Consider the following 20,214-nt stretch of genomic DNA (forward strand, 5'->3'; position numbering starts at 1 on the left):
CCGGGAATAATCGCACTTCACCCCAATGCTGTCGAATCCGAATAAAAACAACCGCCACTTCGCCCCAAACTGGAAAATCCTGCTACTGGCCGCCCTGCTGCTGCCGGTACTCCTGTCCCTGGGCAACTGGCAGCTGAAGCGCGCCGACGAGAAGCGCGCCATACTCGCACAACTGCAACAGCGCGCCGCCCTGCCCCCTGCCCCCATCGAACAACTGATGGGCACTGAACAGTTTCGCTACCGGGCCACCACTGTCACAGGCCGCTACGACAACCAGCGTCATTTTTTGCTCGACAACCGGGTACGCCAAGGGCAACCGGGCTACGAAGTGATTACCCCGCTGCAAACTCCCGAAGGCAACTGGCTACTGATCAATCGCGGCTGGATAAAAGCACCGCGCCTACGCAGCCAGTTGCCCGAAATATCCACACCCGATACCACTGTCATGATAACGGCCAGCCTGTACGCACCACTGGACAAAGCCAGCAGCCTTTATGGCGCCGCAGAGGGGTGGCCCAAAGTCATACAAAACCTGAACTTCAGTGCCATGGCAAAAGACCTTGATGCTACCCTGCCCAGCTTGACCTTGCGGCTGCAAGCCAATCAGTCAGGAGCGCTGCAAACCGGGTGGCCTGTCATCACTGTGCAACCAGAGCGTCACACCGGCTACGCAGTGACCTGGTTTTCCATGGCAGTGGCACTTACCCTGCTGACGTTGATTACCTGTTTCCCCAAAAGAGCAACGAATGACTGAACCAATGCCCAAGACAAACCGTAAAGCCGTACTGCAAGGCAGCCTGGTTATCGGCCTGCCGCTGCTGGCTATGGCATTAGCCTATCTGTTCTTTCCCGCCAACTCGGAACAGCAAAAAGAACTGCTCAGCTGGCTGGGCACAACCAACCACGGCACCCTGATCGAGCCGCGGCAATCGATCAAAGGCGAGGTTTTTACGGCAGCTTCTGGCGAAACCTGGCAAGTAGGCGAAAACAGCAAATGGAAACTACTGGTGGCCGCCAACGGCCCTTGTGACGAACTCTGCCAGCAAGCCCTGTACCTGACCCGGCAGATACATACCTTGATCCCCAAACGCAAAAACCGCCTGGAAAGGGCCTACATCAGCGATCAGCCCGCCAGTGATTCCTTGCTGCAGCTGCTGCAAGAAGCCCACGCCGGTATGCCCGCACTGCTTGATAACGGCGCATTTAAAGCCCGGGTGGCAAAAACCAACGCCCCGCAAAACTGCCAGGGTTGCTATTACCTGGTAGCTCCCAATGGCGAACTGGTGTTGTTTTACACCCCTGAAAACGAATACAAAAAAGTGATTAAAGACCTCAAGGTACTGCTGTGAGCCCATCTTCAAACCGCCCTTTAGCTGCCCTGCCTGGCCGCAAGTTGGTTGTTGCCGCTGTGCTGCTGGCGGTGGTAGTGGTGGTGCTGGGAGCCTTTACTCGGCTGGTGGACGCAGGCCTGGGCTGCCCGGACTGGCCCGGCTGCTACGGCCACCTGCTGTGGCCAGACACCCCGGAAGAAATTCGCATCGCTGAACAGCGCTTCAACGAAACCGTGGAACACGATAAAACCTGGCCAGAAATGGTGCATCGTTACTTTGCCACTACCCTGGGGGCGGTCATTGTCGCGCTCACTATCGTGGCTTTCCGTGCCCGCAAACAATACCCTGACTACCCGGTGAAACACTGTATTGGGCTATTGGCACTGGTGATTCTACAGGGCGCTTTCGGTGCCTGGACGGTAACACTTAAACTATGGCCACAGGTAGTAACCGCTCACTTACTGGGTGGCTTTTCAGTGCTCGCCCTGCTCTGGCTGCTGTACTTGAGGCTGGGCAATAATGCGCCCGCAGCGCCTGACCGTAAAACCGATCGCTTTCGCGCTTGGGCCATTGGCGGCCTGGTGGTGGTGTTTATTCAAATTGCACTGGGGGGTTGGACCAGCTCCAATTACGCCGCCATTGCCTGTATCAATTTCCCCACCTGCCACGGCCATTGGCTGCCACCACTGGACATGGCTGAAGCCTTTGATATCACCCAGGATATTGGCCCCAATTACCTTGGCGGCACCATGGACAATGACGCCCGGGTAACCATCCACTTCGTACACCGGGTAGGTGCCCTGGTAGTCACTTTGTACCTGCTGGGGCTGTGCGCGGCCCTGCTAAAAGCGGGCAGTGCCAGCCTGCGCCCTTACGCCATCGCGGTACTGGCGGCGCTGGTGATTCAAGTGACACTGGGTATCAGCAATGTGATATATATTATTCCACTGCCGGGGGCGGTGGCCCACAACGCCGGGGGCGCATTACTATTGCTGACCCTGGTCACCCTACTCCACCAGCTCTATCGCTACCGACAGCAACCTGAGGGCACCCAATGAGTGATGTATCCACCGAAATCCATCAGGCGGGCTGGCGGGATTATCTGGAGCTGACCAAACCCAGGGTGGTCGCACTGATGATTCTGACTTCGGTCATCGGCATGCTGCTGGCGGTACCCAATGGCCTGCCCGCTCTGGATGTACTGATTATGGGCAATCTGGGTATCGCCCTCTGTGCCGGTGCTGCCGCTGCAGTCAATCACGTAGTGGACCGCCATGTGGACACCAAGATGATCCGCACCTTTAACCGCCCGGTGGCGGTGGGCCGCGTGGGCCCAAGCCAGGCAATACTGTTCGCCACTCTCACCGCGGCTCTGGGTATGGCCATTTTGATGTTGTTTACCAATCAACTCACTGCCTGGCTCACTCTGGCCTCGCTGATGGGCTACGCCATTATCTACACCATGTTTTTGAAGCGGGCCACACCACAGAACATCGTGATTGGTGGCCTCGCTGGTGCCGCCCCTCCCCTGCTTGGCTGGACAGCGGTGACCAATGACGTGGGCGGCCACGGGCTATTGCTGGTACTGATCATTTTCGCCTGGACACCACCACACTTTTGGGCGCTGGCGGTACACCGCAAAGCGGATTACGCCAAGGCGGGCATCCCCATGTTGCCGGTCACCCATGGGGAGGCCTACACCAAGCTGCATATTCTGCTCTATACCTTGATCCTGCTGGCAGTAACCCTGCTGCCCTATGTCACCGGCATGTTTGGCTGGCTCTACCTGCTGGGCACTCTGGCGCTGGATGTTGGCTTCCTGTACTGGGCAATGGTGATGATGCGCGGCAAAAAAGCCGACGCCGGTATGGCCACCTTCAAGTACTCCATTGTTTACCTGATGGCGCTGTTTGTACTGATGTTGTTGGACCACTACCTGATTCCAGCCCGAGTTGGGCTGGGTGGCCTGTAAAATAGCCGACCGCTGTATTGAGCGAAGTAATTTCCGGGAGCCATTGATGACTGATAACGCCAAAAAACGCAAAGACAACATTCGCCTGACCGTGATTGGGGTACTGCTGTTTGCCTTTGCCGGAGTTGGCCTGTTTTACAACAAAATCTCCACGCCACGGGTTTTATCGGAAAAAGAATTGCGCAATAACGGCGCGATCATCTTTGAAAAGCCAAGGATTTTCGGAGAAATTTCACTGGTTGACCATAACGGCCAGCCATTCACCAGCGAGCGCCTAAAGGGCAAATGGAGCATTCTGCTGTTCGGTTTTACCTTCTGCCCGGATATTTGCCCCACTGGCTTGTCGGAGCTGAACAAGATGGTCGAGCCGTTGACCGAAGATGAGAAAGCCGACCTGCAAATCATCATGGTCAGCGTCGATCCAGAACGGGACACTCCGGAAGCATTAAAGCAATACGTGCCCTACTTCAATGACCGCTTTACCGGCGTTACCGGCAACCCCCACTTTATTCGCAAACTGGCCGCAGAGCTGAATGTTGCCTACACCAAGGTCCCTTTGGAGAGCGACAACGCCGAATCCGACTACACCGTGGATCACAGTGCCCAATTGGTACTGGTAAACCCTTACGGCCACTATCACGGATTTTTTCGCTACCCGCAAAACCCCACGGAGATGCGCCTGACTTGGCGCTCTATCCGCTATACGTTTAAGGGGTAGTTGAGGGGCTTCGGGCTTCGGGCTTCGGGCTTCGGGCTTCGGGCTTCGGGCTTCGGGCTTCGGGCTTCGGGCTTCGGGCTTCGGGCTTCGGGCTTCGGGCTTCGGGCTTCGGGCTTCGGGCTTCGGGCTTCGCAGTATCTTAATTGATGTCACCCTGAGCGTAGCGAAGGGTCCCTTACTTGGTACTCACCACTTAGATCCTTCGCTACGCTCAGGATGACAAATTAGCTCCATCTGCCCGCTGCTCGAAGCTAGCGGCCCGCAGCCGTTATAAATTATCCCGCGCCCAATTACTGGCTTCGAGGCGGTTTTTAACGCCAATTTTCTTGAAGATATTGTACAAATGGCTCTTGATGGTGTGCTCGCTGACAAACAGCTCACCGGCAATAGCGGCATTGGTTTTACCGTCGAGAATATGTTGCAGAATCTGCCATTCCCGACGGGTCAGGCTAGCTGAAGAAGTGTCACTGCTGGGAATTCGGCGATTGCACTCCACAAAGCCATGAAGCAGGCGACGCGGTAACCAGTACTCCCCACGCAAAATGGTAGCGATGCCTTCCAGCAGCTTGGCATGGCCAGTGCTGTTGTAAAAAATACCATTCACTCGAGGCCACTGCATCAGGCCTTCGTGAGCACTGAATGCGGTGGCATTGAGTAGCGCCACATAAGGAGCTGGCAGCCAGTCCTGAGAGCCTTTTATGGCCTGCGCGGACTGCTCAGGTGTCAGCACGGCACAATCCAACAACAAACAACCGCCGCGAGCCAATTGACCAGGCTCCACCAACTTGCAGTGAATCCCCAACTGCTCTTCGAGTTTTTCAAGTAATAAGCTGTTTTGCAGGCTGGCGACATCAGACACCAGCACCAGGTCAGCCTCAGTTGCTACTTCTTTATTAGAAGGCTGAAATAATTCTTGATGAGTTTTTTCCATATTTGCTCCCAGCGGCCGCTGAAAAATCAGCCGCTTATGCTCCATCCCCATAGGTTTCGAGCATAAGCAGGTCAGCCTTTAGTTGCAACAGGATTCAGACAGTACGACCTTTGGCGGGCAAAAAAATCAGTCTTAATAATGACTCACAGAGCGACCGGCTGGCAGGCGACACAGTAAGCTCAACAAAAACAAACCGGTTGCGCTGATAACCACAGAAGGGCCTGCCGGCGTGTCCCAGTACCACGCCATGGCCAAGCCAGACACCACAGATAAAACACCGCACAACGCCGCCCCACAAGCCATTTGCTCCGGTGTGTGCGACAAGCGACGGGACGCCGCTGCGGGTATCACCAGCAATGCCGTCACCAGCAACGCCCCTACGACTTTCATGGCAATGGCGATGGTTAGTGCCACCAATAGCATTAATACGGTTCGCATGGCGGTCACCGGGATTCCGTCAACCCGAGCCAGGTCTTCATGGACGGTAACCGCCAGCAATGGCCGCCAAAACCACCAGAGTGTCGCCAGTACGATCAAGGCTACAGCCGCCATCATTCCCAAGTCTGCTTTGCTGACCGCCAACAGGTCGCCAAAAAGAAGGCTTTCCAGGTCCACCTGCACCTGGGGAACAAGTGCTATGGCGATCATCCCCAGCGCCAGGCCACTGTGGGCCATAATGCCCAGTAGCGTATCTACCGCCAGTTGCCTCTGGCGCATCAGTGCCACCAACAACAGCGCCAATAACAAGCACACGATCATCACCGAAATGGTAGGAACGACTTGCAAAACCACACCCAAAACAGTGCCCAAAAGGGCCGAATGTGCAAGAGTATCGCCAAAATAAGCCATTTTCCGCCAGACAATAAACGCCCCGAGAGGGCCGCTGGCAACAGCCACTGAGGTGCCCGCCAACAGTGCCAGCCACATAAACTCAGGCACTGTGCGGCCCTCCACCATCACCCTCTGGGCGATGCCCATGGTCGCAGACCACCTCACCACCCATCCCGTGGCTATGGTCGTGAACATGGTTATAAAAAGCCGTTTTTGCACCGAAAAGCTGCAAATAGGCTGGATTTGATGCAATACTCTGCGGGGAACCGTGACAGCATACGTGTTTGTTCAAACACACCACTTCGTCGGTGGCAGCCATCACCAGATGCAAATCGTGAGAAACCATAAGTACGCCGCAGCCCAATTCGTCCCGCAGCTGAACGATGAGTTGGTACAAAGCCTCCTGGCCGGCGATATCCACCCCTTGAACCGGCTCATCCAATACCAACAGGTTCGGCCTGGACAACAGCGCCCGGGCCAGAAGAACCCGCTGCATTTCACCACCGGACAGCCCCTGCACCGGACTGTTCAGTAAATGTTCCGCAGACACTCGGGATAGTGCTTGCACACAAAGGGTTTGTGCGGCTCCAGAGAGCCTGAGCAAGCGGCTGACACTCAATGGCATGGTACTGTCGATATGCAATTTCTGGGGCATATAGCCGATACGCAGACCTTTGGATCGTTGCACTTGCCCGGAAGAGGCCTTCAGCAAGCCCAACAAGACTTTGACCAGGGTTGTCTTTCCCGCTCCATTAGGGCCAATTAATGTAATTATTCGCCGCTTTTCAAGGCATAAGTCGACATTTTCGACGACGTTTTTCTTGCCGTATCGAACCCCTACCCCATTCAGATTTATCAGCACATCGTCGCTTTCAGTTACCGGCATTTCGGGCAAATTCCCATCAGTTCCAGGGACTGGGACTCAAGCTGAAAATTGGCATGCTGAGCTGCGGTGGTAATCGCATCACTGACGTTATCGGCACTGTATTCTGCCGCGGAACCGCAAATTCGGCAGATCAGAAACAGCTCTTTGTGGCTGCTGCCGGGGAAAGGGCAGCCAATGTAGGCATTCAAGGAGGCAATTCGATGAATCAGGCCCAACTCCAACAAAAAGTCCAGCGCTCGATACACCGTGGGAGGCATTACTCGCTTGCCGCGCTTTTCTGACAGCAAGTCCATAATTTTATAGGCGCCTAGCGGCTGGTGGCTTTGCCACAGCAGAGAAAGCACATCTTTGCGGGCTTGCGTAAAACGAGCATTGTGCTGTTCACAGACAGCCGCCGCACGGACAAGCGCTGCACTGATGCAACGTTCGTGGTCATGGTCGTGATAGGCAAGTTTGGAGTTTGTTATCATATGATATCACCGAAAGATCACTTCCATTTTGAGCAAAATCGCTTCATTTGAAGGGTATTTGTTGAAACTGCAAAATGTTATTATGTAACTTTCAACACCGTTGTAAAGAGACTTTTTAGTGACCCGGTACATTATCACTGTGTTGCTGGCTGTAGCCGCCAGTAACGTCTTGGCAAGCACCCCCAACAAGCCAACAATCATCGCCAGCATTAAGCCCCTGGCCCTGATCGCCCAAGATATTGCCGGTGACAACGCAGAGGTTTTACAGCTTATTCCCCCTGGTCGATCACCTCACACCTATACTCTGAAGGTATCGGACCGCCGCAAAATCCAGCGCGCGGATATTCTGCTTCATATTGGCAGCTCGATGGACGGTTTTGTGGGCAAGGTCGCCCATAAAGAGCAAGTGTTGATCAGTGCCGATCAATTACACGCTATCCAATGGCCAACAGGCGATATCGACCACGAGCACAACCACCATCACACTCAGGGCGACCCCCATCTGTGGCTTAACCCAGGCAATGCATTGGCCATTGCCTACGAACTGGCCACTCAGCTTGCACTTGTGGATGCCGACAACAGCAGTGAATACCGCAAGGCCGCCAGCCAGTTTGCCAAACAGATTTCCCGGTTCGAGCACCGCGCTGAGCACCAATTCGCAGGGTTACCCAAGCGCTCTTTTATTGTGCAGCACGATGCCTACCTGCATTTTGTCAATCGCTATCAATTACATCAGCTGGGATCATTGAGAACCACGTCCGGCGCAAAGGCTGGGGCCAAAACCATGCAACGGTTGCTCAAACAGGGAAGCGGGCAGGGCAGCGATATTGCTTGTGTGTTGATTGACCCCCAATTTGACACTCAGGTAGCCGACATCTACAGCGCCACAACCGGTATAAAACAGGTTGTCCTGGATCCTTTGGGCAGTCAGGTAACAGCAAAACCCCAGCAGCTGGGATACCTGAGTTTTCTCGATGGGTTCCTGGATGCTTTTCAGCGCTGCCTGACTGCTTCGATTTCATAGGTTGAAGCTGTACGGGGGATAACAGACCCTGGGAAACCGAAGTTGGGCCTTTGTCGACTCCCTGATAAGCTTGCCGCTTTGCCATTCACAACCAGGCCTACGTTCTATGTCTGACTCCTCCACCGCGCCTCTCGTCCTCGTAGACGGCTCTTCTTACCTCTACCGCGCCTTCCACGCCATGTACAAGGCAGACTTACGAACCTCAGCCGGTGCTCCGGTGGGCGCCGTGCGCGGGGTAACTGCCATGTTGCGTCGCCTGGTGAAGGATTACCCGGAGAGCTGCATTACCGTGGTGTTCGACGCCAAGGGCAAAACCTTTCGCGACGATATGTACCCAGAGTACAAAGCCCAGCGCCCGCCCATGCCCGACGATTTGCGCCCCCAGGTAGAGCCCATACACCACATCATTAAAGCCATGGGCATGCCATTGCTGGTGGTGGAGGGGGTAGAGGCGGACGATGTGATCGGCACGCTGGCGCATCAAGCCACAGAGCAGGGAATCGACGTGGTGGTGTCCACCGGCGACAAGGACATGGCCCAGTTGGTCAACCAGCACGTGACTTTGATCAACACCATGAAAGACCCGGTTGAGGTGATGGACATTGCCGGCGTTAAAAACAAGTTTGGTCTGCCGCCGGAGTTGATTATCGATTACCTGGCACTGATGGGCGACAAGGTGGACAACATTCCCGGCGTGCCCGGTGTGGGCGAAAAAACCGCGTTGGCGTTGCTGCAAGGGCTGGGTGGCCTGGACAGCATCTACGCGAACCTGGACAAGGTCTGTGAACTGGAATTTCGCGGCGCCAAAACCATGCATAAAAAGCTGGAAGACAACCGCGAACTGGCCTTTCTGTCTTACGAGCTGGCCACCATCAAGCTGGATGTGGCGTTGGAACAAGGGCCACAAGACCTGACCATGGAACCGGAGGATCGCGACCGGCTGCTGGCATTGTTTACCGAACTGGAATTCAAGACCTGGATCGCGGAGATAGAGGAGGGCAGCAGTGAGCACCCACTATCAGTCAAACCCAACAAGATAGAGACAAATTACACAACCATTCTCACTGAAGAGGAATTGGATAGCTGGCTTGAGAAGCTTCAACAAGCTGGCCTGTTTGCCTTTGATACCGAGACCACCAGCCTGGATTATATGCAGGCGGAACTGGTGGGTGTGTCGTTTGCGGTAACCGCTGGCGAAGCCGCTTACGTACCTTTCGGCCACGACTACCTGGGTGCCCCCGATCAGCTACCTCGCGATCGGGTGCTCGCCAAATTAAAACCGCTGCTGGAAGACCCAACGCTCGACAAGCTGGGCCAGAACCTCAAGTACGATATAAGCGTACTCGCCCGCTCCGGCATCCATATGCAGGGGGTGGCCTACGACACCATGCTGGAATCCTACGTGGCAGACTCCACCGCTGGCCGCCACGATATGGACAGCCTGGCAGAGCGCTACCTGAATCACAAATGCATCAAGTTTGAAGAAATCGCCGGCAAGGGGGCAAGGCAGCTCACCTTCAACCAGATTCCCCTGGAAGAGGCGGGCCCCTACGCCGCCGAAGACGCCGATATCACTTTGCGCCTGCACCAGCAGCTGTGGCCCACGCTGGAAAAAGACGCCCCTTTGAAATCGGTTTTTGAAGAGATCGAGTTGCCCCTGGTGCCAGTGCTGTCGCGCATTGAGCGCAACGGCGCGCTACTGGACGCGGGCCTGCTCACCGAGCAGAGCCAACAGCTGGGCCAGCGCATTGCCGAACTGCAGGCACAGGCTTACGAGCTGGCGGGGGAGGAGTTTAATCTGGCATCCCCCAAGCAGCTGGGTACTATCCTGTTCGACAAGCTCGGCATCCCGGTACTGAAAAAAACCGCCAAAGGCGCCCCCTCCACCAAGGAGGAAGTACTACAGGAATTGGCGCTGGATTACCCGCTGCCCAAGCTGCTGCTGGAACACCGCAGCCTCAGCAAGTTGAAATCCACCTACACGGATAAACTGCCCACCATGGTGAATTCCGTAAGTGGGCGCTTACATACTTCCTACCACCAAGCTGTTACGGCAACCGGACGGCTGTCGTCCTCAGACCCCAACTTGCAGAACATACCGGTGCGTACCGAAGAGGGCAGGCGCATTCGCCAGGCGTTTATTGCCCCAGAAGGCAGTGTGATCGTAGCCGCGGATTACTCCCAGATTGAACTGCGCATTATGGCCCATCTATCCGGTGACGAAGGCCTGCTGAAGGCGTTCGGTGACGGCCTGGATGTGCATACCGCCACTGCGGCCGAGGTGTTTGGTACGGCGCTGGATAAGGTCACCAGCGAGCAACGGCGCAGCGCCAAAGCCATCAACTTCGGGCTGATCTACGGTATGTCGGCGTTTGGCCTCGGTCGCCAGTTACATATCGGCCGCAACCAGGCCCAGGAATACATCGACCTGTACTTTGCCCGCTACCCCGGCGTACAGCGCTATATGGACGAAGCTCGCGCCACCGCCAGCGACAAAGGCTATGTAGAGACCCTATTTGGCCGCCGCTTACACGTACCGGAAATCAACGCCAGCAACGGCATGCGCCGCCAGGCAGCAGAGCGCGCCGCCATCAATGCGCCCATGCAGGGCACCGCGGCAGACATTATCAAACGGGCCATGATCGCGGTGGATCGATGGCTTAGCGACGAGGGGCTGGCATCAAAAGTGATTATGCAGGTGCACGATGAACTGGTGCTTGAGGTGCCCACTTCTGAACTGGAGCAAATCACATCAGGATTGAGCCAACAAATGGCCGGTGCTGCTCAACTGGCGGTGCCTCTGGTGGTGGACATTGGCAGCGGTGCCAACTGGGAGCAAGCTCATTAACGCCCATTGAAAATGGCCCGTTAAAAAAGATCGGGAAAATTTGCCTGAGCCGTGAACTTTTGCTGACCCCGGGTGCTCTAAAAAGCCGTAATCAGCTTAGTAAGGGTTCCCCCTTTTACCCTCTCTGGCAAGATACATTTGGCAAAAGCAACGCTTGTTTCCCCCAAGCACAGCAACGCAACCCCTGGCCACTCCCCTATGGCCAGGGTTTTTTTATGCTTATTATGGCTGGCTAAGCGCCACACAATTTCTACCAGAGTCCTTGGCCTGGTAGAGCGCTCGATCTGCTTCCTCCATCAGCTGCAAAGCATCGCATTCGTCACTGGGCGTACAGCAGCTGACACCAATACTAACGGTTATTGTGCTCGCACCGTCCAGCTGAATACCCGGTAAATTCACTTGGCGCACGGCCTGCAAGATATTCTCCGCCACTATTGCCGCACCATTGATATCGGTGTCCGGCAATAGCAACGCAAACTCCTCACCGCCAAAGCGACTGGCCAAGTCGCTGGGGCGCCGAAGCTGGCCAGCAATGGCAACCGCCACCTCTTTTAAGCAATTATCACCGGCACTGTGGCCAAAGCGATCATTGAAGCTTTTAAAGTGGTCAACATCCACCATAAGCAGTGATATGGCAGTTTGCTGGCGCTTGCTGCGGCCCCACTCGCGCTCCAATTGGTAGTCAAATGCCCGCCGGTTGGGTACCCCGGTAAGTACATCCTGAGTAGCCAGTTGGGTTAACTTGCGATTCGCCTCCTGCAAATGCATTTTCACCTCTATGGCCTCGACCAAAGTGGCGTTGTACCTGCGCGTGGTCATCAACACACAGGCAAAGAACACCACCATGATCAATAACATCATGCCGTATTCGCTATCATCGATGCTCAACAGCGCCCAGGCGCAACTGAGGATCAGGGGGACGACAAAGCTCACAAACGCCGGGAAATACGCCCCCAGAGCCATCACTGCTCCCGCCACCACTCCCGGATAAACAATCCAGGTCATAAACTGGTGAGGCAGTGGCCAGTCGCTGCTGTACATGGAAAGCAGCAGGCCCCACAAAAGGCCATTGACAAACACCATGACCAGAAAGCTGTTTATCCACCCCTGCAGGCTGGCACTGTCTGGGTGCTGTGAAAATCGCCTGAGCCAAAGCAATCGAATAATAGCCAAAACAAGGTGTGCAGCCCCCCAAACCAGCAGTTGTTGGGCAGGGGCTACCTCCCACAGTGCGATGACCGTAAACAGCATCAAGCCTGCCGACGATACCACCGCCCCCGCTGCACTTCGATAGAGCAGGGATACCTGCTCGCGAAGAACCGATTCGCGACAGTGGCTGGAAATAAGCTCTGACATAGGCCATCCGGTGTGGTTATTGTTATAACGCGCAGGCACAACCAATATGCATAAAAGCAGGCTATACCTTCATGCACAGCGACTATTAAAAGTTCGCAATCCCGCATGATATCTGGCGTTGCAGTAAGGTTGCGCCGAAAACTACAGCTCGTCAACCACAAGCCAAATCCAGCCCAAGGGTTAAAATCGCCCTTACGCTTTTCCATCCTTGCAGGTGCCCGAAACTGCGTATATAGTCCTTGGTCTTTTCGCAGTAAGGTAAGCTTCGCACTATGTCGAACCACCCAAATGAACCCTCTACCAGCAACGATCAAGAGTCGCCCGCCAAAGAGCCGGCAGACGTTAAGGTTACCTGGCAGCCCACTGCTGCTGAAATGGGGTTTTTACAAACCTCTGATGTAGAGGCAAAAAACCGTGTGCACCTTGGCAACTGGACCGAGGGAGCACCTGTGCGCTGGAGTTTTCAGAACGCCTGTCAGATAGTCCCCAGTGCTGAAATCTACCGTGGCCCCGGTAAGCCGACCCCTTTCAAAGAGGCACCGGTCGAGCTCAATCAACTGGCTTTTACCACCTATTCAGAAGAAGAAATTACCATCGAGCAAATGCTCGCTCAGACCTATACCGACGGCCTTCTGGTGTTGCATCAAGGAAAGCTGGTCAATGAGCAATATTTCAACGGTCTTCAGCCCCACAGTAAGCACCTGCTGCAATCGGTCACCAAATCACTGGTGGGTACGTTGGCCTGCGTCCTGATGGAACAAAAGCAGCTGAACCCCGACAAGCTGGTAGAAGACTATGTACCCGAGCTGGGTCACTCCGGTTACGGCGATGCCACTGTGCGCCAGGTACTGGACATGACCACCAGCATTCTCTATCAGGAGAATTACGGGGTGGTCAGTGAACTGACCATGCATGAGGCCTCCGCTGGCTGGCGACCACGCACTGGCCAGCTGGAAGGGCTGCCAGAATCCCAGGCGTTGTTCCTGCAATCCCTGCGCAAAGAGCCAGGTCACAAACACGGTGAGCGCTTTGCCTACATCTCCTGCAACACCGATGTGTTGGGTTGGGTAATGGAGCGCGCTACCGGTGAGCGTTTGCCGAAGCTGTTCAGTGACTTGATTTGGTCACACTTGGGTGCCGAAGAAAACTGCCACATGCTGGTAGACAGCTGGGGGCTTTCAGCGGCTTCTGGTGGCATGAATGCCACCATGCGTGACCTCGGCCGTTTCGGCCAGATGTTGCTCCAGGGCGGCACCTACAACGGTCACCAGTTCCTCAAGGAATCCACTATAAAAGACATTCGCACTGGCGGCAGCCGCAACCTCTGGAAGCGCGGAGACGGCAGCGGCATTGGCTACCTGATCCCCAAAGGCTCTTACCGCAACCAATGGTGGGTCAGCGACTTTGACAGCAAAGCCTTTTACGCCATTGGCATCCACGGCCAGCACATCTATATCGCCCCGGAAGCCGAGGTGGTCATCATCAAGGTGTCCAGCCAGCCCAATGCGATCACGCCGGAATTCACCCAAAACACCCTTTATGGGTTTGAGGCGATTGTGAAGCACCTGGCAGAGAAGGGCGGCAGGGCACTGTTTGGTTAATCAATAACAAGGCTCACAACCCTAAAAAAATGCCCCGACCAAGATCGGGGCATTTTTATATGGGTCGTAGATCCACTGACTGTGTTATTCCACTGTTACCGACTTCGCTAGGTTGCGGGGCTGATCCACATCAGTGCCTTTCACCAAAGCCACATGGTAGGACAGCAGCTGAAGGGGCAGGGTGTAGATAATCGCCTCCAGGCTCTCTGGCACATGGGGCAGGTCGATTACTGTTACTCCTTGCTGGCTGGTAAAGCCGGAATCTTTGTCGGCAAACACAAACAGTTGGCCGCCGCGGGCCTGCACTTCGTGGAGGTTGGATTTGAGTTTTTCCAGAAGTTCGTTGTTGGGGGCCACTGCCACCACTGGCATATCGTCATCCACCAGCGCCAGTGGGCCGTGTTTAAGTTCACCAGAAGGGTAGGCTTCGGCGTGGATATAAGAAATTTCCTTGAGCTTTAACGCGCCTTCCAAAGCTACCGGGAACTGCACGCCGCGGCCCAGGAACAAGGCATGGTGCTTATCATTAAAGCATTCAAAGGTCTGTTCAATCTGCTTGTCCAGCTGCAACACCTGTTCACACAACTGCGGCAATTGATGCAGAGCAGCAACCAGCGCCTGCTCGCACTCTTCACCCAGCCCATGGTAGCGGCCTATACCAATACTAAACAGCTGCAGCGCCACCAGCTGAGTGGTAAAAGCCTTGGTGGAGGCAACGCCGATCTCGGCCCCGGCCATCGTCATCAGCGCCAAGTCGCTCTCCCGCACCAGGGAGCTGCTGGGTACGTTGCAGATAGTCAGGGTACCCAGATAGCCCGACTGTTTGGCGCTTTGCAACGCCGCCAAGGTATCGGCGGTTTCCCCGGACTGGGAAATGGTGACAAACAAGGTGTTGGCGGGCACCACGACTTTGCGATAGCGGTATTCGCTGGCCACTTCCACCTGACAGGGGATACCAGCCCACTCCTCAAGCCAGTAGCGCGCTACCATGCCCGCGTGGTAGCTAGTGCCACAGGCAACAATGTGCACATTCTGCACCTGTTCAAACAGCTCACTGGCCTGCTGACCAAACGCTTGGGGCAGTACGTGCTTGTCGCTGATACGACCCTGCAGAGTATCGGCCAGCACTTTGGGCTGCTCAAAAATCTCCTTGAGCATATAGTGACGATAGCCACCTTTATCAGCGCTGCCGTCATCACCAGACAATTGCACCACCTCATGGTGGCTGGGGTTACCAGCCTCATCAACGATACGGTAGTAATCGGTGGTGATCTCCACCAAATCCCCCTCATTCAGGAAGATGAAGCGATCAGTAACTTGGCGCAGGGCCATCTGGTCGGAGGCAATAAAATTCTCTTCGATGCCAATACCCAATACCAGTGGGCTGCCCTTGCGTGCACCCACAAGCTTGCCAGGTTCGCGAGCGCTTACTACGCCCAGCGCATAGGCACCTTCGAGTCGAGCAATAGCCTGCTGCAGGGCAGTCGACAGGTCGCTGCCCTGCTCACTGTAGCTGTGTACCAAGTGGGCAACAACTTCGGTATCAGTATCGGAAATAAACTGGTAGCCTGCGGCCGTTAATTCAGCGCGTAGCTCGTCGTGGTTTTCAATAATGCCGTTGTGCACCAAAGCAATATGGCCGGAACAGTGCGGGTGAGAATTGACGTCGTTGGGCACCCCATGGGTAGCCCAGCGAGTGTGAGCCACCCCTTGCAGGCCGACCGCTGGGTTGGCTTCAAGGTTGGCTTGCAGTGCCGCTACCTTGCCCGCGTTTTTACGCAGCTGGATAGCACCATCGGTATCTACCACTGCCACACCAGCGGAATCGTAACCGCGATATTCCAGGCGCTTAAGGCCCTCAACCAGAATATTGGTGACATTGCGGTGAGCCACCGCGCCAACAATTCCACACATAATTTTTCCTTTTTGTCTTCGTCATTGCGAGCGCAGCAGAGCAATCTTCAGTAGGTTACTGCCACACTGACAAGGGTTGCCGCGTTGCCTGCGGCTCCTCGCAATGACGGTAAGCGTTATTTTTTCTTAACCGGCCGCTTCCAGCCTTCAATGTTTTTCTGCTTGCCACGAGCCAGTGCCAATTGATCACTGGGCACTTCATCGGTAATCACAGAGCCAGCAGCCACCGTTGCCCCAGCACCCACTTTAACCGGAGCAACCAGAGCTGTATTGGAGCCAATAAAGGCACCATCTTCAACTTGAGTCAGAAACTTATTAATACCATCGTAATTGCAGGTAATAGTACCGGCGCCGACGTTGACGTTATCCCCCAATACCGCATCGCCCACATAGCTGAGGTGGTTGATTTTACTGCCTTTGCCCACCGTGGCTTTTTTGGTTTCGACGAAATTACCGATTTTGGTTTCGCTTTCAAGCACTGTACCGGGGCGCAGGCGGGCAAATGGGCCAATAATGGCATTAACGCCTACCTGGGTATCTTCGAGAACCGTGTTGGCCTTGATCTCTGCGCCATCGGCAATGGTGGCATTGGCAAGAATGCAGCTGGGACCAATAGTGACGTTATTTCCCAGCTGCACTTTACCTTCAAATACGCAATTCACATCGATAAAAACATCATTGCCCACAGCCAGTTCACCGCGCACATCAAAACGATTCGGGTCTGCCAGGGTAGCGCCACTGCGCATCGCCGTTTCAGCCTGCAAACTCTGGTAGTGACGCTCCAGCTCTGCCAGTTGCACACGGTCGTTAATGCCCTGAACTTCCTGCTCGGTGGCCGGCTGCAGAGGCTCTACCTGATAGCCATCGTTGCGGGCAATTTCGATCAGGTCGGTAAGGTAGAATTCGCCTTGAGCATTATCGTTGCCAATTTGGGGCAACCAGCGTTTCAAGTCGTCGCTGTTAAGGGCCATTACGCCGGTGTTGATTTCGCAGATTTCGCGCTGCGCATCGCTGGCGTCCTTGTGTTCAACAATAGCACTTACATGGCCGTCGGCATCGCGAATAATGCGACCATAACCAGTGGCATCCGCCAGCTCCACGGTCAGCAGAGCCATGGATTTTTCAGCCACCAGCCCAACCATTTTTTCCAGTGTTTGCAATTCCAGCAGGGGAACGTCGCCGTACAGGATTAATGCAACGCTGCCGTCTGCCAAGCTTGGCAGTGCCTGTTCCACGGCATGGGCTGTACCCAGCTGCTCGGTTTGCTCTGCCCAATTGACCGGATTGGCAATGGACTCTCTCACCTGTTCGGAACCGTGACCAGTTACGACGGTAATAGCGGCTTCGGGCAGCTGTGAAGAAGTATCGATCACGTGCTGAAGCAGAGAGCGCCCGGCCAGCTTGTGCAACACTTTGGGCAGCGCCGATTTCATGCGAGTGCCTTTACCGGCGGCAAGAATAACGATGTCGATCATTTAATTCGTCCTGATTGAATACGGTCACTCTGTGTCCAGCACAGAATGACATAAACACAAACAAAAAAGGGCGGCACAAAGCCGCCCTTTTTATAACACAACTGCCGGCTTATTTACCGAGCTTCTTGCGCAGTTGCTCAATAGTACGCAGTTGTGCAACCGCTTCCGCCAGCTGGGCTGCTGCACGGGAGTAGTCGAACTCGCCGCTCTGGTTGGCCAGGGCCTGTTCGGCTTTTTCCTTGGCTTCCAGAATTTTGGCTTCGTCCAGGCTGTCGGCGCGGTTGGCGACGTCGGCCATTACGGTAATACAGTTGGGCTGCACTTCCAGGTAGCCGCCGGAGAGGTAGTACAACTCCTCGTCGCCGCCTTGCTTAACGATACGCACCGGTCCCGGCTTGAGATCGGTCAGCAGCGGTGCGTGGCCGAAGTTAATGCCCAGCTCACCCACAGAGCCGGTGGCAACTACCAGCTCTACCAGGCCTGAAAACAAACCCTCTTCGGCACTTACAATGTCACAATGGACTGTCATAGCCATTATTCAAACCTCGCTCAGCGGGTTACAGGTTCTTGGCGTTTTCAACCGCTTCTTCGATGCCGCCTACCATGTAGAAGGCCTGCTCCGGCAGATGGTCGTAGTCACCCTCGAGGATTGCCTTGAAGCTGGCAATGGTCTCTTTCAGGGACACGTACTTGCCCGGGGAACCGGTAAATACTTCCGCCACGTGGAACGGCTGGGACAGGAAGCGCTCAACTTTACGGGCGCGGGCAACTACCTGCTTGTCTTCTTCAGACAGCTCGTCCATACCCAGAATCGCAATGATGTCTTTCAGCTCTTTGTAGCGCTGTAGCACAGACTGTACGCCGCGAGCCACTTCGTAGTGCTCGGTACCAACCACCAGTGGGTCCAGCTGACGAGAGGTGGAGTCCAGTGGGTCTACCGCCGGGTAGATACCTTTGGCAGCAATATCACGGCTCAGTACAACGGTGGCGTCCAAGTGAGAGAACGTGGTTGCTGGAGACGGGTCAGTCAGGTCATCCGCCGGTACGTATACCGCCTGGATAGAAGTAATAGAACCGGTCTTGGTAGAAGTAATACGCTCCTGCAGGGCGCCCATTTCTTCCGCCAGAGTCGGCTGGTAGCCCACCGCAGAAGGCATACGGCCCAACAGTGCCGATACTTCGGTACCCGCCAGGGTGTAACGGTAGATGTTGTCGATAAACAACAGTACGTCTTTGCCTTCGTCGCGGAATTTTTCCGCCATGGTCAAGCCGGTCAGGGCCACGCGCAGACGGTTTCCGGGGGGCTCGTTCATCTGACCGTAAACCATGGCCACTTTATCGAGAACGTTGGACTCCTTCATTTCGTAGTAGAAGTCGTTACCTTCACGAGTACGCTCACCCACACCGGCAAACACAGACAGACCGCTGTGCTCTTTGGCGATGTTGTTGATCAGCTCCATCATGTTTACGGTCTTGCCCACACCGGCACCACCGAACAGACCAACCTTACCACCCTTGGCGAACGGGCAAACCAGGTCGATTACTTTAATACCGGTTTCCAGCAGCTCATTGGTAGCAGATTGTTCCGCATAAGTCGGCGCTTTGCGGTGGATTGGCATACGCTCTTGCTCGCCGATCTCGCCACATTCGTCGATGGGGTTGCCCAGTACGTCCATAATACGGCCCAGGGTTTCAGTACCTACGGGTACTTTTACCGGGGCGTTGGTGTTGGCAACCGCCAAACCGCGGCTAACACCTTCGGAGGAGCCCATGGCAATGGCGCGAACCACACCGTCGCCCAGTTGCTGCTGAACCTCCATGGTCAGGTCTTTGCTCTCAACAGTCAGGGCGTCATAAACATTCGGTACCTGATCGCGTGGGAATTCCACGTCGATCACGGCGCCGATAATTTGTACGATACGTCCGCTACTCATTTCCAATGTCCTCTATATATAAGAGATGTAACTTTTAAATTCTGTTTAAACCGCAGCTGCGCCGCCAACAATCTCGGACAGCTCTTGGGTAATGGCTGCCTGACGGGCTTTGTTGTACAGCAGTTGCAGTTCGTCGATCATGTTGCCGGCGTTGTCGGTGGCGTTTTTCATGGCCAGCATCCGCGCCGCCTGTTCACAGGCTTTGTTTTCCACAACCGCCTGGAACACCTGGGATTCGATGTAACGCACTAACAGGCCGTCCAACAAATCTTTGGCGTCCGGCTCATAGATGTAGTCCCAGTGGTGCTTCAGCTCTTCCTCATCAGTCGCTTCGAGAGGCAGCAGCTGAGCCACTTCCGGCTTCTGGGTCATGGTGTTGACGAATTCATTGCTCACCAGGAACAGGCGATCAATTTTGCCTTCGTCAAACGCATCCAGAGTCACCTTGACGCTGGACAACAGGTCAGCCGCAGAGGGCTCATCACCCAGGTCGGTGACCGCAGCGGTGATATTGCCGCCCATACTGCCGAAGAAGGCAGAGGCCTTGTTGCCGACAACGCACAGATCAACCTCAACGTCTTTGTCGCTCCACTCTTTCATGGCTTTGATGGTGGCTTTGAACAGGTTGATGTTCAAACCGCCACAAAGGCCGCGATCGGTGGATACCACAATAAAGCCGACCCGCTTCACCTCACGCTCCACCAGATACTGGTGGCGATACTCCGGCGTGGCGTTGGCAATATGGCCAATCACCGTGCGGATGCGCTGGGCGTAAGGCTTGCCCAGTTTCATGCGATCCTGGGCACGGCGCATTTTACTCGCCGCCACCAGTTCCATGGCGCTGGTGATCTTCTGTGTGCTTTGCACACTGGCGATTTTGGTTTTAACTTCTTTTCCGACTGCCATAGTTCGATCCTAATGGG

The 20,214-nt window shown here is 55.1% G+C and carries 18 protein-coding genes; 8 read left to right on the top strand and 10 right to left on the bottom strand.

Going from position 1 to position 20,214, the window contains the following annotated elements:
- Positions 1-25: 25 nt before the first annotated feature.
- Genes KFE80_09370 through KFE80_09390 form a run of 5 tightly spaced genes read left to right on the top strand, consistent with a single transcriptional unit; the run spans position 26 to position 4,021 of the window.
- Positions 26-754, top strand: a complete 729-nt coding sequence (locus KFE80_09370) for an SURF1 family protein (GenBank protein UTW44603.1) — start codon at positions 26-28, stop codon at positions 752-754.
- Entirely contained in the window at positions 747-1,349 is a 603-nt protein-coding gene (locus tag KFE80_09375; GenBank protein UTW44604.1) for a hypothetical protein, read from the top strand. The genes KFE80_09370 and KFE80_09375 overlap by 8 nt, the downstream gene beginning before the upstream one ends.
- Entirely contained in the window at positions 1,346-2,389 is a 1,044-nt protein-coding gene (locus tag KFE80_09380) for a COX15/CtaA family protein (protein UTW44605.1), read from the top strand. Before KFE80_09375 ends, KFE80_09380 begins: the two co-directional genes overlap by 4 nt.
- Positions 2,386-3,303, top strand: coding sequence for a heme o synthase (locus tag KFE80_09385; protein ID UTW44606.1), 918 nt, complete (start codon positions 2,386-2,388; stop codon positions 3,301-3,303). Before KFE80_09380 ends, KFE80_09385 begins: the two co-directional genes overlap by 4 nt.
- Positions 3,304-3,349: 46 nt before the next feature.
- On the top strand, positions 3,350-4,021 hold the full coding sequence (locus KFE80_09390; GenBank protein UTW44607.1) for an SCO family protein: 672 nt from the start codon (positions 3,350-3,352) through the stop codon (positions 4,019-4,021).
- Positions 4,022-4,289: 268 nt separating this feature from the next.
- Here KFE80_09390 and KFE80_09395 read toward each other — a convergent pair whose 3' ends face one another.
- The 4 genes from KFE80_09395 to KFE80_09410 all read right to left on the bottom strand — a co-directional run bounded on the left by KFE80_09395 (position 4,290) and on the right by KFE80_09410 (position 7,139).
- On the bottom strand, positions 4,290-4,952 hold the full coding sequence (locus KFE80_09395) for a helix-turn-helix transcriptional regulator (protein UTW44608.1): 663 nt from the start codon (positions 4,950-4,952) through the stop codon (positions 4,290-4,292).
- 132 nt (positions 4,953-5,084) lie between these two features.
- A complete protein-coding gene (gene znuB, locus KFE80_09400) occupies positions 5,085-5,891 on the bottom strand; it encodes a zinc ABC transporter permease subunit ZnuB (protein UTW46686.1) in 807 nt (268 codons plus the stop codon).
- Positions 5,884-6,669: a zinc ABC transporter ATP-binding protein ZnuC gene (gene znuC, locus KFE80_09405; GenBank protein UTW44609.1), complete on the bottom strand. Its 786-nt coding sequence runs from the start codon at positions 6,667-6,669 to the stop codon at positions 5,884-5,886. Before znuC ends, znuB begins: the two co-directional genes overlap by 8 nt.
- Entirely contained in the window at positions 6,660-7,139 is a 480-nt protein-coding gene (locus tag KFE80_09410) for a transcriptional repressor (protein UTW44610.1), read from the bottom strand. Before KFE80_09410 ends, znuC begins: the two co-directional genes overlap by 10 nt.
- Positions 7,140-7,257: 118 nt before the next feature.
- Here KFE80_09410 and KFE80_09415 point away from each other — a divergent pair, with 118 nt between their 5' ends.
- A complete protein-coding gene (locus KFE80_09415; GenBank protein UTW44611.1) occupies positions 7,258-8,163 on the top strand; it encodes a zinc ABC transporter substrate-binding protein in 906 nt (301 codons plus the stop codon).
- Positions 8,164-8,269: 106 nt separating this feature from the next.
- Positions 8,270-11,011, top strand: coding sequence for a DNA polymerase I (gene polA, locus KFE80_09420; GenBank protein ID UTW44612.1), 2,742 nt, complete (start codon positions 8,270-8,272; stop codon positions 11,009-11,011).
- A 222-nt stretch (positions 11,012-11,233) separates the two neighbouring features.
- On the opposite strand, the gene KFE80_09425 is transcribed toward polA, so the two are convergent.
- Positions 11,234-12,367 (bottom strand): GGDEF domain-containing protein, encoded by a 1,134-nt coding sequence (locus tag KFE80_09425; GenBank protein ID UTW44613.1) that lies wholly within the window; start codon positions 12,365-12,367, stop codon positions 11,234-11,236.
- 272 nt (positions 12,368-12,639) lie between these two features.
- Between KFE80_09425 and KFE80_09430 the strand changes: the two genes are divergently transcribed.
- Complete coding sequence (locus KFE80_09430; GenBank protein ID UTW44614.1) at positions 12,640-13,968, top strand: serine hydrolase; 1,329 nt, start codon at positions 12,640-12,642, stop codon at positions 13,966-13,968.
- Positions 13,969-14,052: 84 nt separating this feature from the next.
- Here KFE80_09430 and glmS read toward each other — a convergent pair whose 3' ends face one another.
- From glmS to atpG, 5 genes are all read right to left on the bottom strand, one after another.
- The gene (gene glmS / locus KFE80_09435) at positions 14,053-15,882 is read right to left on the bottom strand and encodes a glutamine--fructose-6-phosphate transaminase (isomerizing) (GenBank protein UTW44615.1); all 1,830 of its coding nucleotides are present in this window, start codon (positions 15,880-15,882) and stop codon (positions 14,053-14,055) included.
- 116 nt (positions 15,883-15,998) lie between these two features.
- Complete coding sequence (glmU, locus tag KFE80_09440) at positions 15,999-17,357, bottom strand: bifunctional UDP-N-acetylglucosamine diphosphorylase/glucosamine-1-phosphate N-acetyltransferase GlmU (GenBank protein UTW44616.1); 1,359 nt, start codon at positions 17,355-17,357, stop codon at positions 15,999-16,001.
- A 109-nt stretch (positions 17,358-17,466) separates the two neighbouring features.
- Positions 17,467-17,892: a F0F1 ATP synthase subunit epsilon gene (locus tag KFE80_09445; GenBank protein ID UTW44617.1), complete on the bottom strand. Its 426-nt coding sequence runs from the start codon at positions 17,890-17,892 to the stop codon at positions 17,467-17,469.
- A gap of 22 nt (positions 17,893-17,914) precedes the next feature.
- On the bottom strand, positions 17,915-19,291 hold the full coding sequence (gene atpD / locus KFE80_09450) for a F0F1 ATP synthase subunit beta (protein ID UTW44618.1): 1,377 nt from the start codon (positions 19,289-19,291) through the stop codon (positions 17,915-17,917).
- Positions 19,292-19,336: 45 nt separating this feature from the next.
- The gene (gene atpG, locus KFE80_09455; GenBank protein ID UTW44619.1) at positions 19,337-20,197 is read right to left on the bottom strand and encodes a F0F1 ATP synthase subunit gamma; all 861 of its coding nucleotides are present in this window, start codon (positions 20,195-20,197) and stop codon (positions 19,337-19,339) included.
- Between the last annotated feature and the right edge of the window lie 17 nt (positions 20,198-20,214).

Source organism: bacterium SCSIO 12696 (assembly GCA_024397955.1).
Classification (GTDB): domain Bacteria; phylum Pseudomonadota; class Gammaproteobacteria; order Pseudomonadales; family Porticoccaceae; genus SCSIO-12696.

Coding starts and splice junctions, on each gene's coding strand:
- KFE80_09370 (UTW44603.1), top strand. CDS start 26: ATGCTGTCGAATCCGAATAAAAACAACCGCCACTTCGCCCCAAACTGG.
- KFE80_09375 (UTW44604.1), top strand. CDS start 747: ATGACTGAACCAATGCCCAAGACAAACCGTAAAGCCGTACTGCAAGGC.
- KFE80_09385 (UTW44606.1), top strand. CDS start 2,386: ATGAGTGATGTATCCACCGAAATCCATCAGGCGGGCTGGCGGGATTAT.
- KFE80_09390 (UTW44607.1), top strand. CDS start 3,350: ATGACTGATAACGCCAAAAAACGCAAAGACAACATTCGCCTGACCGTG.
- KFE80_09395 (UTW44608.1), bottom strand. CDS start 4,952: ATGGAAAAAACTCATCAAGAATTATTTCAGCCTTCTAATAAAGAAGTA.
- znuC (UTW44609.1), bottom strand. CDS start 6,669: ATGCCGGTAACTGAAAGCGACGATGTGCTGATAAATCTGAATGGGGTA.
- KFE80_09410 (UTW44610.1), bottom strand. CDS start 7,139: ATGATAACAAACTCCAAACTTGCCTATCACGACCATGACCACGAACGT.
- polA (UTW44612.1), top strand. CDS start 8,270: ATGTCTGACTCCTCCACCGCGCCTCTCGTCCTCGTAGACGGCTCTTCT.
- KFE80_09425 (UTW44613.1), bottom strand. CDS start 12,367: ATGTCAGAGCTTATTTCCAGCCACTGTCGCGAATCGGTTCTTCGCGAG.
- KFE80_09430 (UTW44614.1), top strand. CDS start 12,640: ATGTCGAACCACCCAAATGAACCCTCTACCAGCAACGATCAAGAGTCG.
- glmS (UTW44615.1), bottom strand. CDS start 15,882: ATGTGTGGAATTGTTGGCGCGGTGGCTCACCGCAATGTCACCAATATT.
- glmU (UTW44616.1), bottom strand. CDS start 17,357: ATGATCGACATCGTTATTCTTGCCGCCGGTAAAGGCACTCGCATGAAA.
- KFE80_09445 (UTW44617.1), bottom strand. CDS start 17,892: ATGGCTATGACAGTCCATTGTGACATTGTAAGTGCCGAAGAGGGTTTG.
- atpD (UTW44618.1), bottom strand. CDS start 19,291: ATGAGTAGCGGACGTATCGTACAAATTATCGGCGCCGTGATCGACGTG.
- atpG (UTW44619.1), bottom strand. CDS start 20,197: ATGGCAGTCGGAAAAGAAGTTAAAACCAAAATCGCCAGTGTGCAAAGC.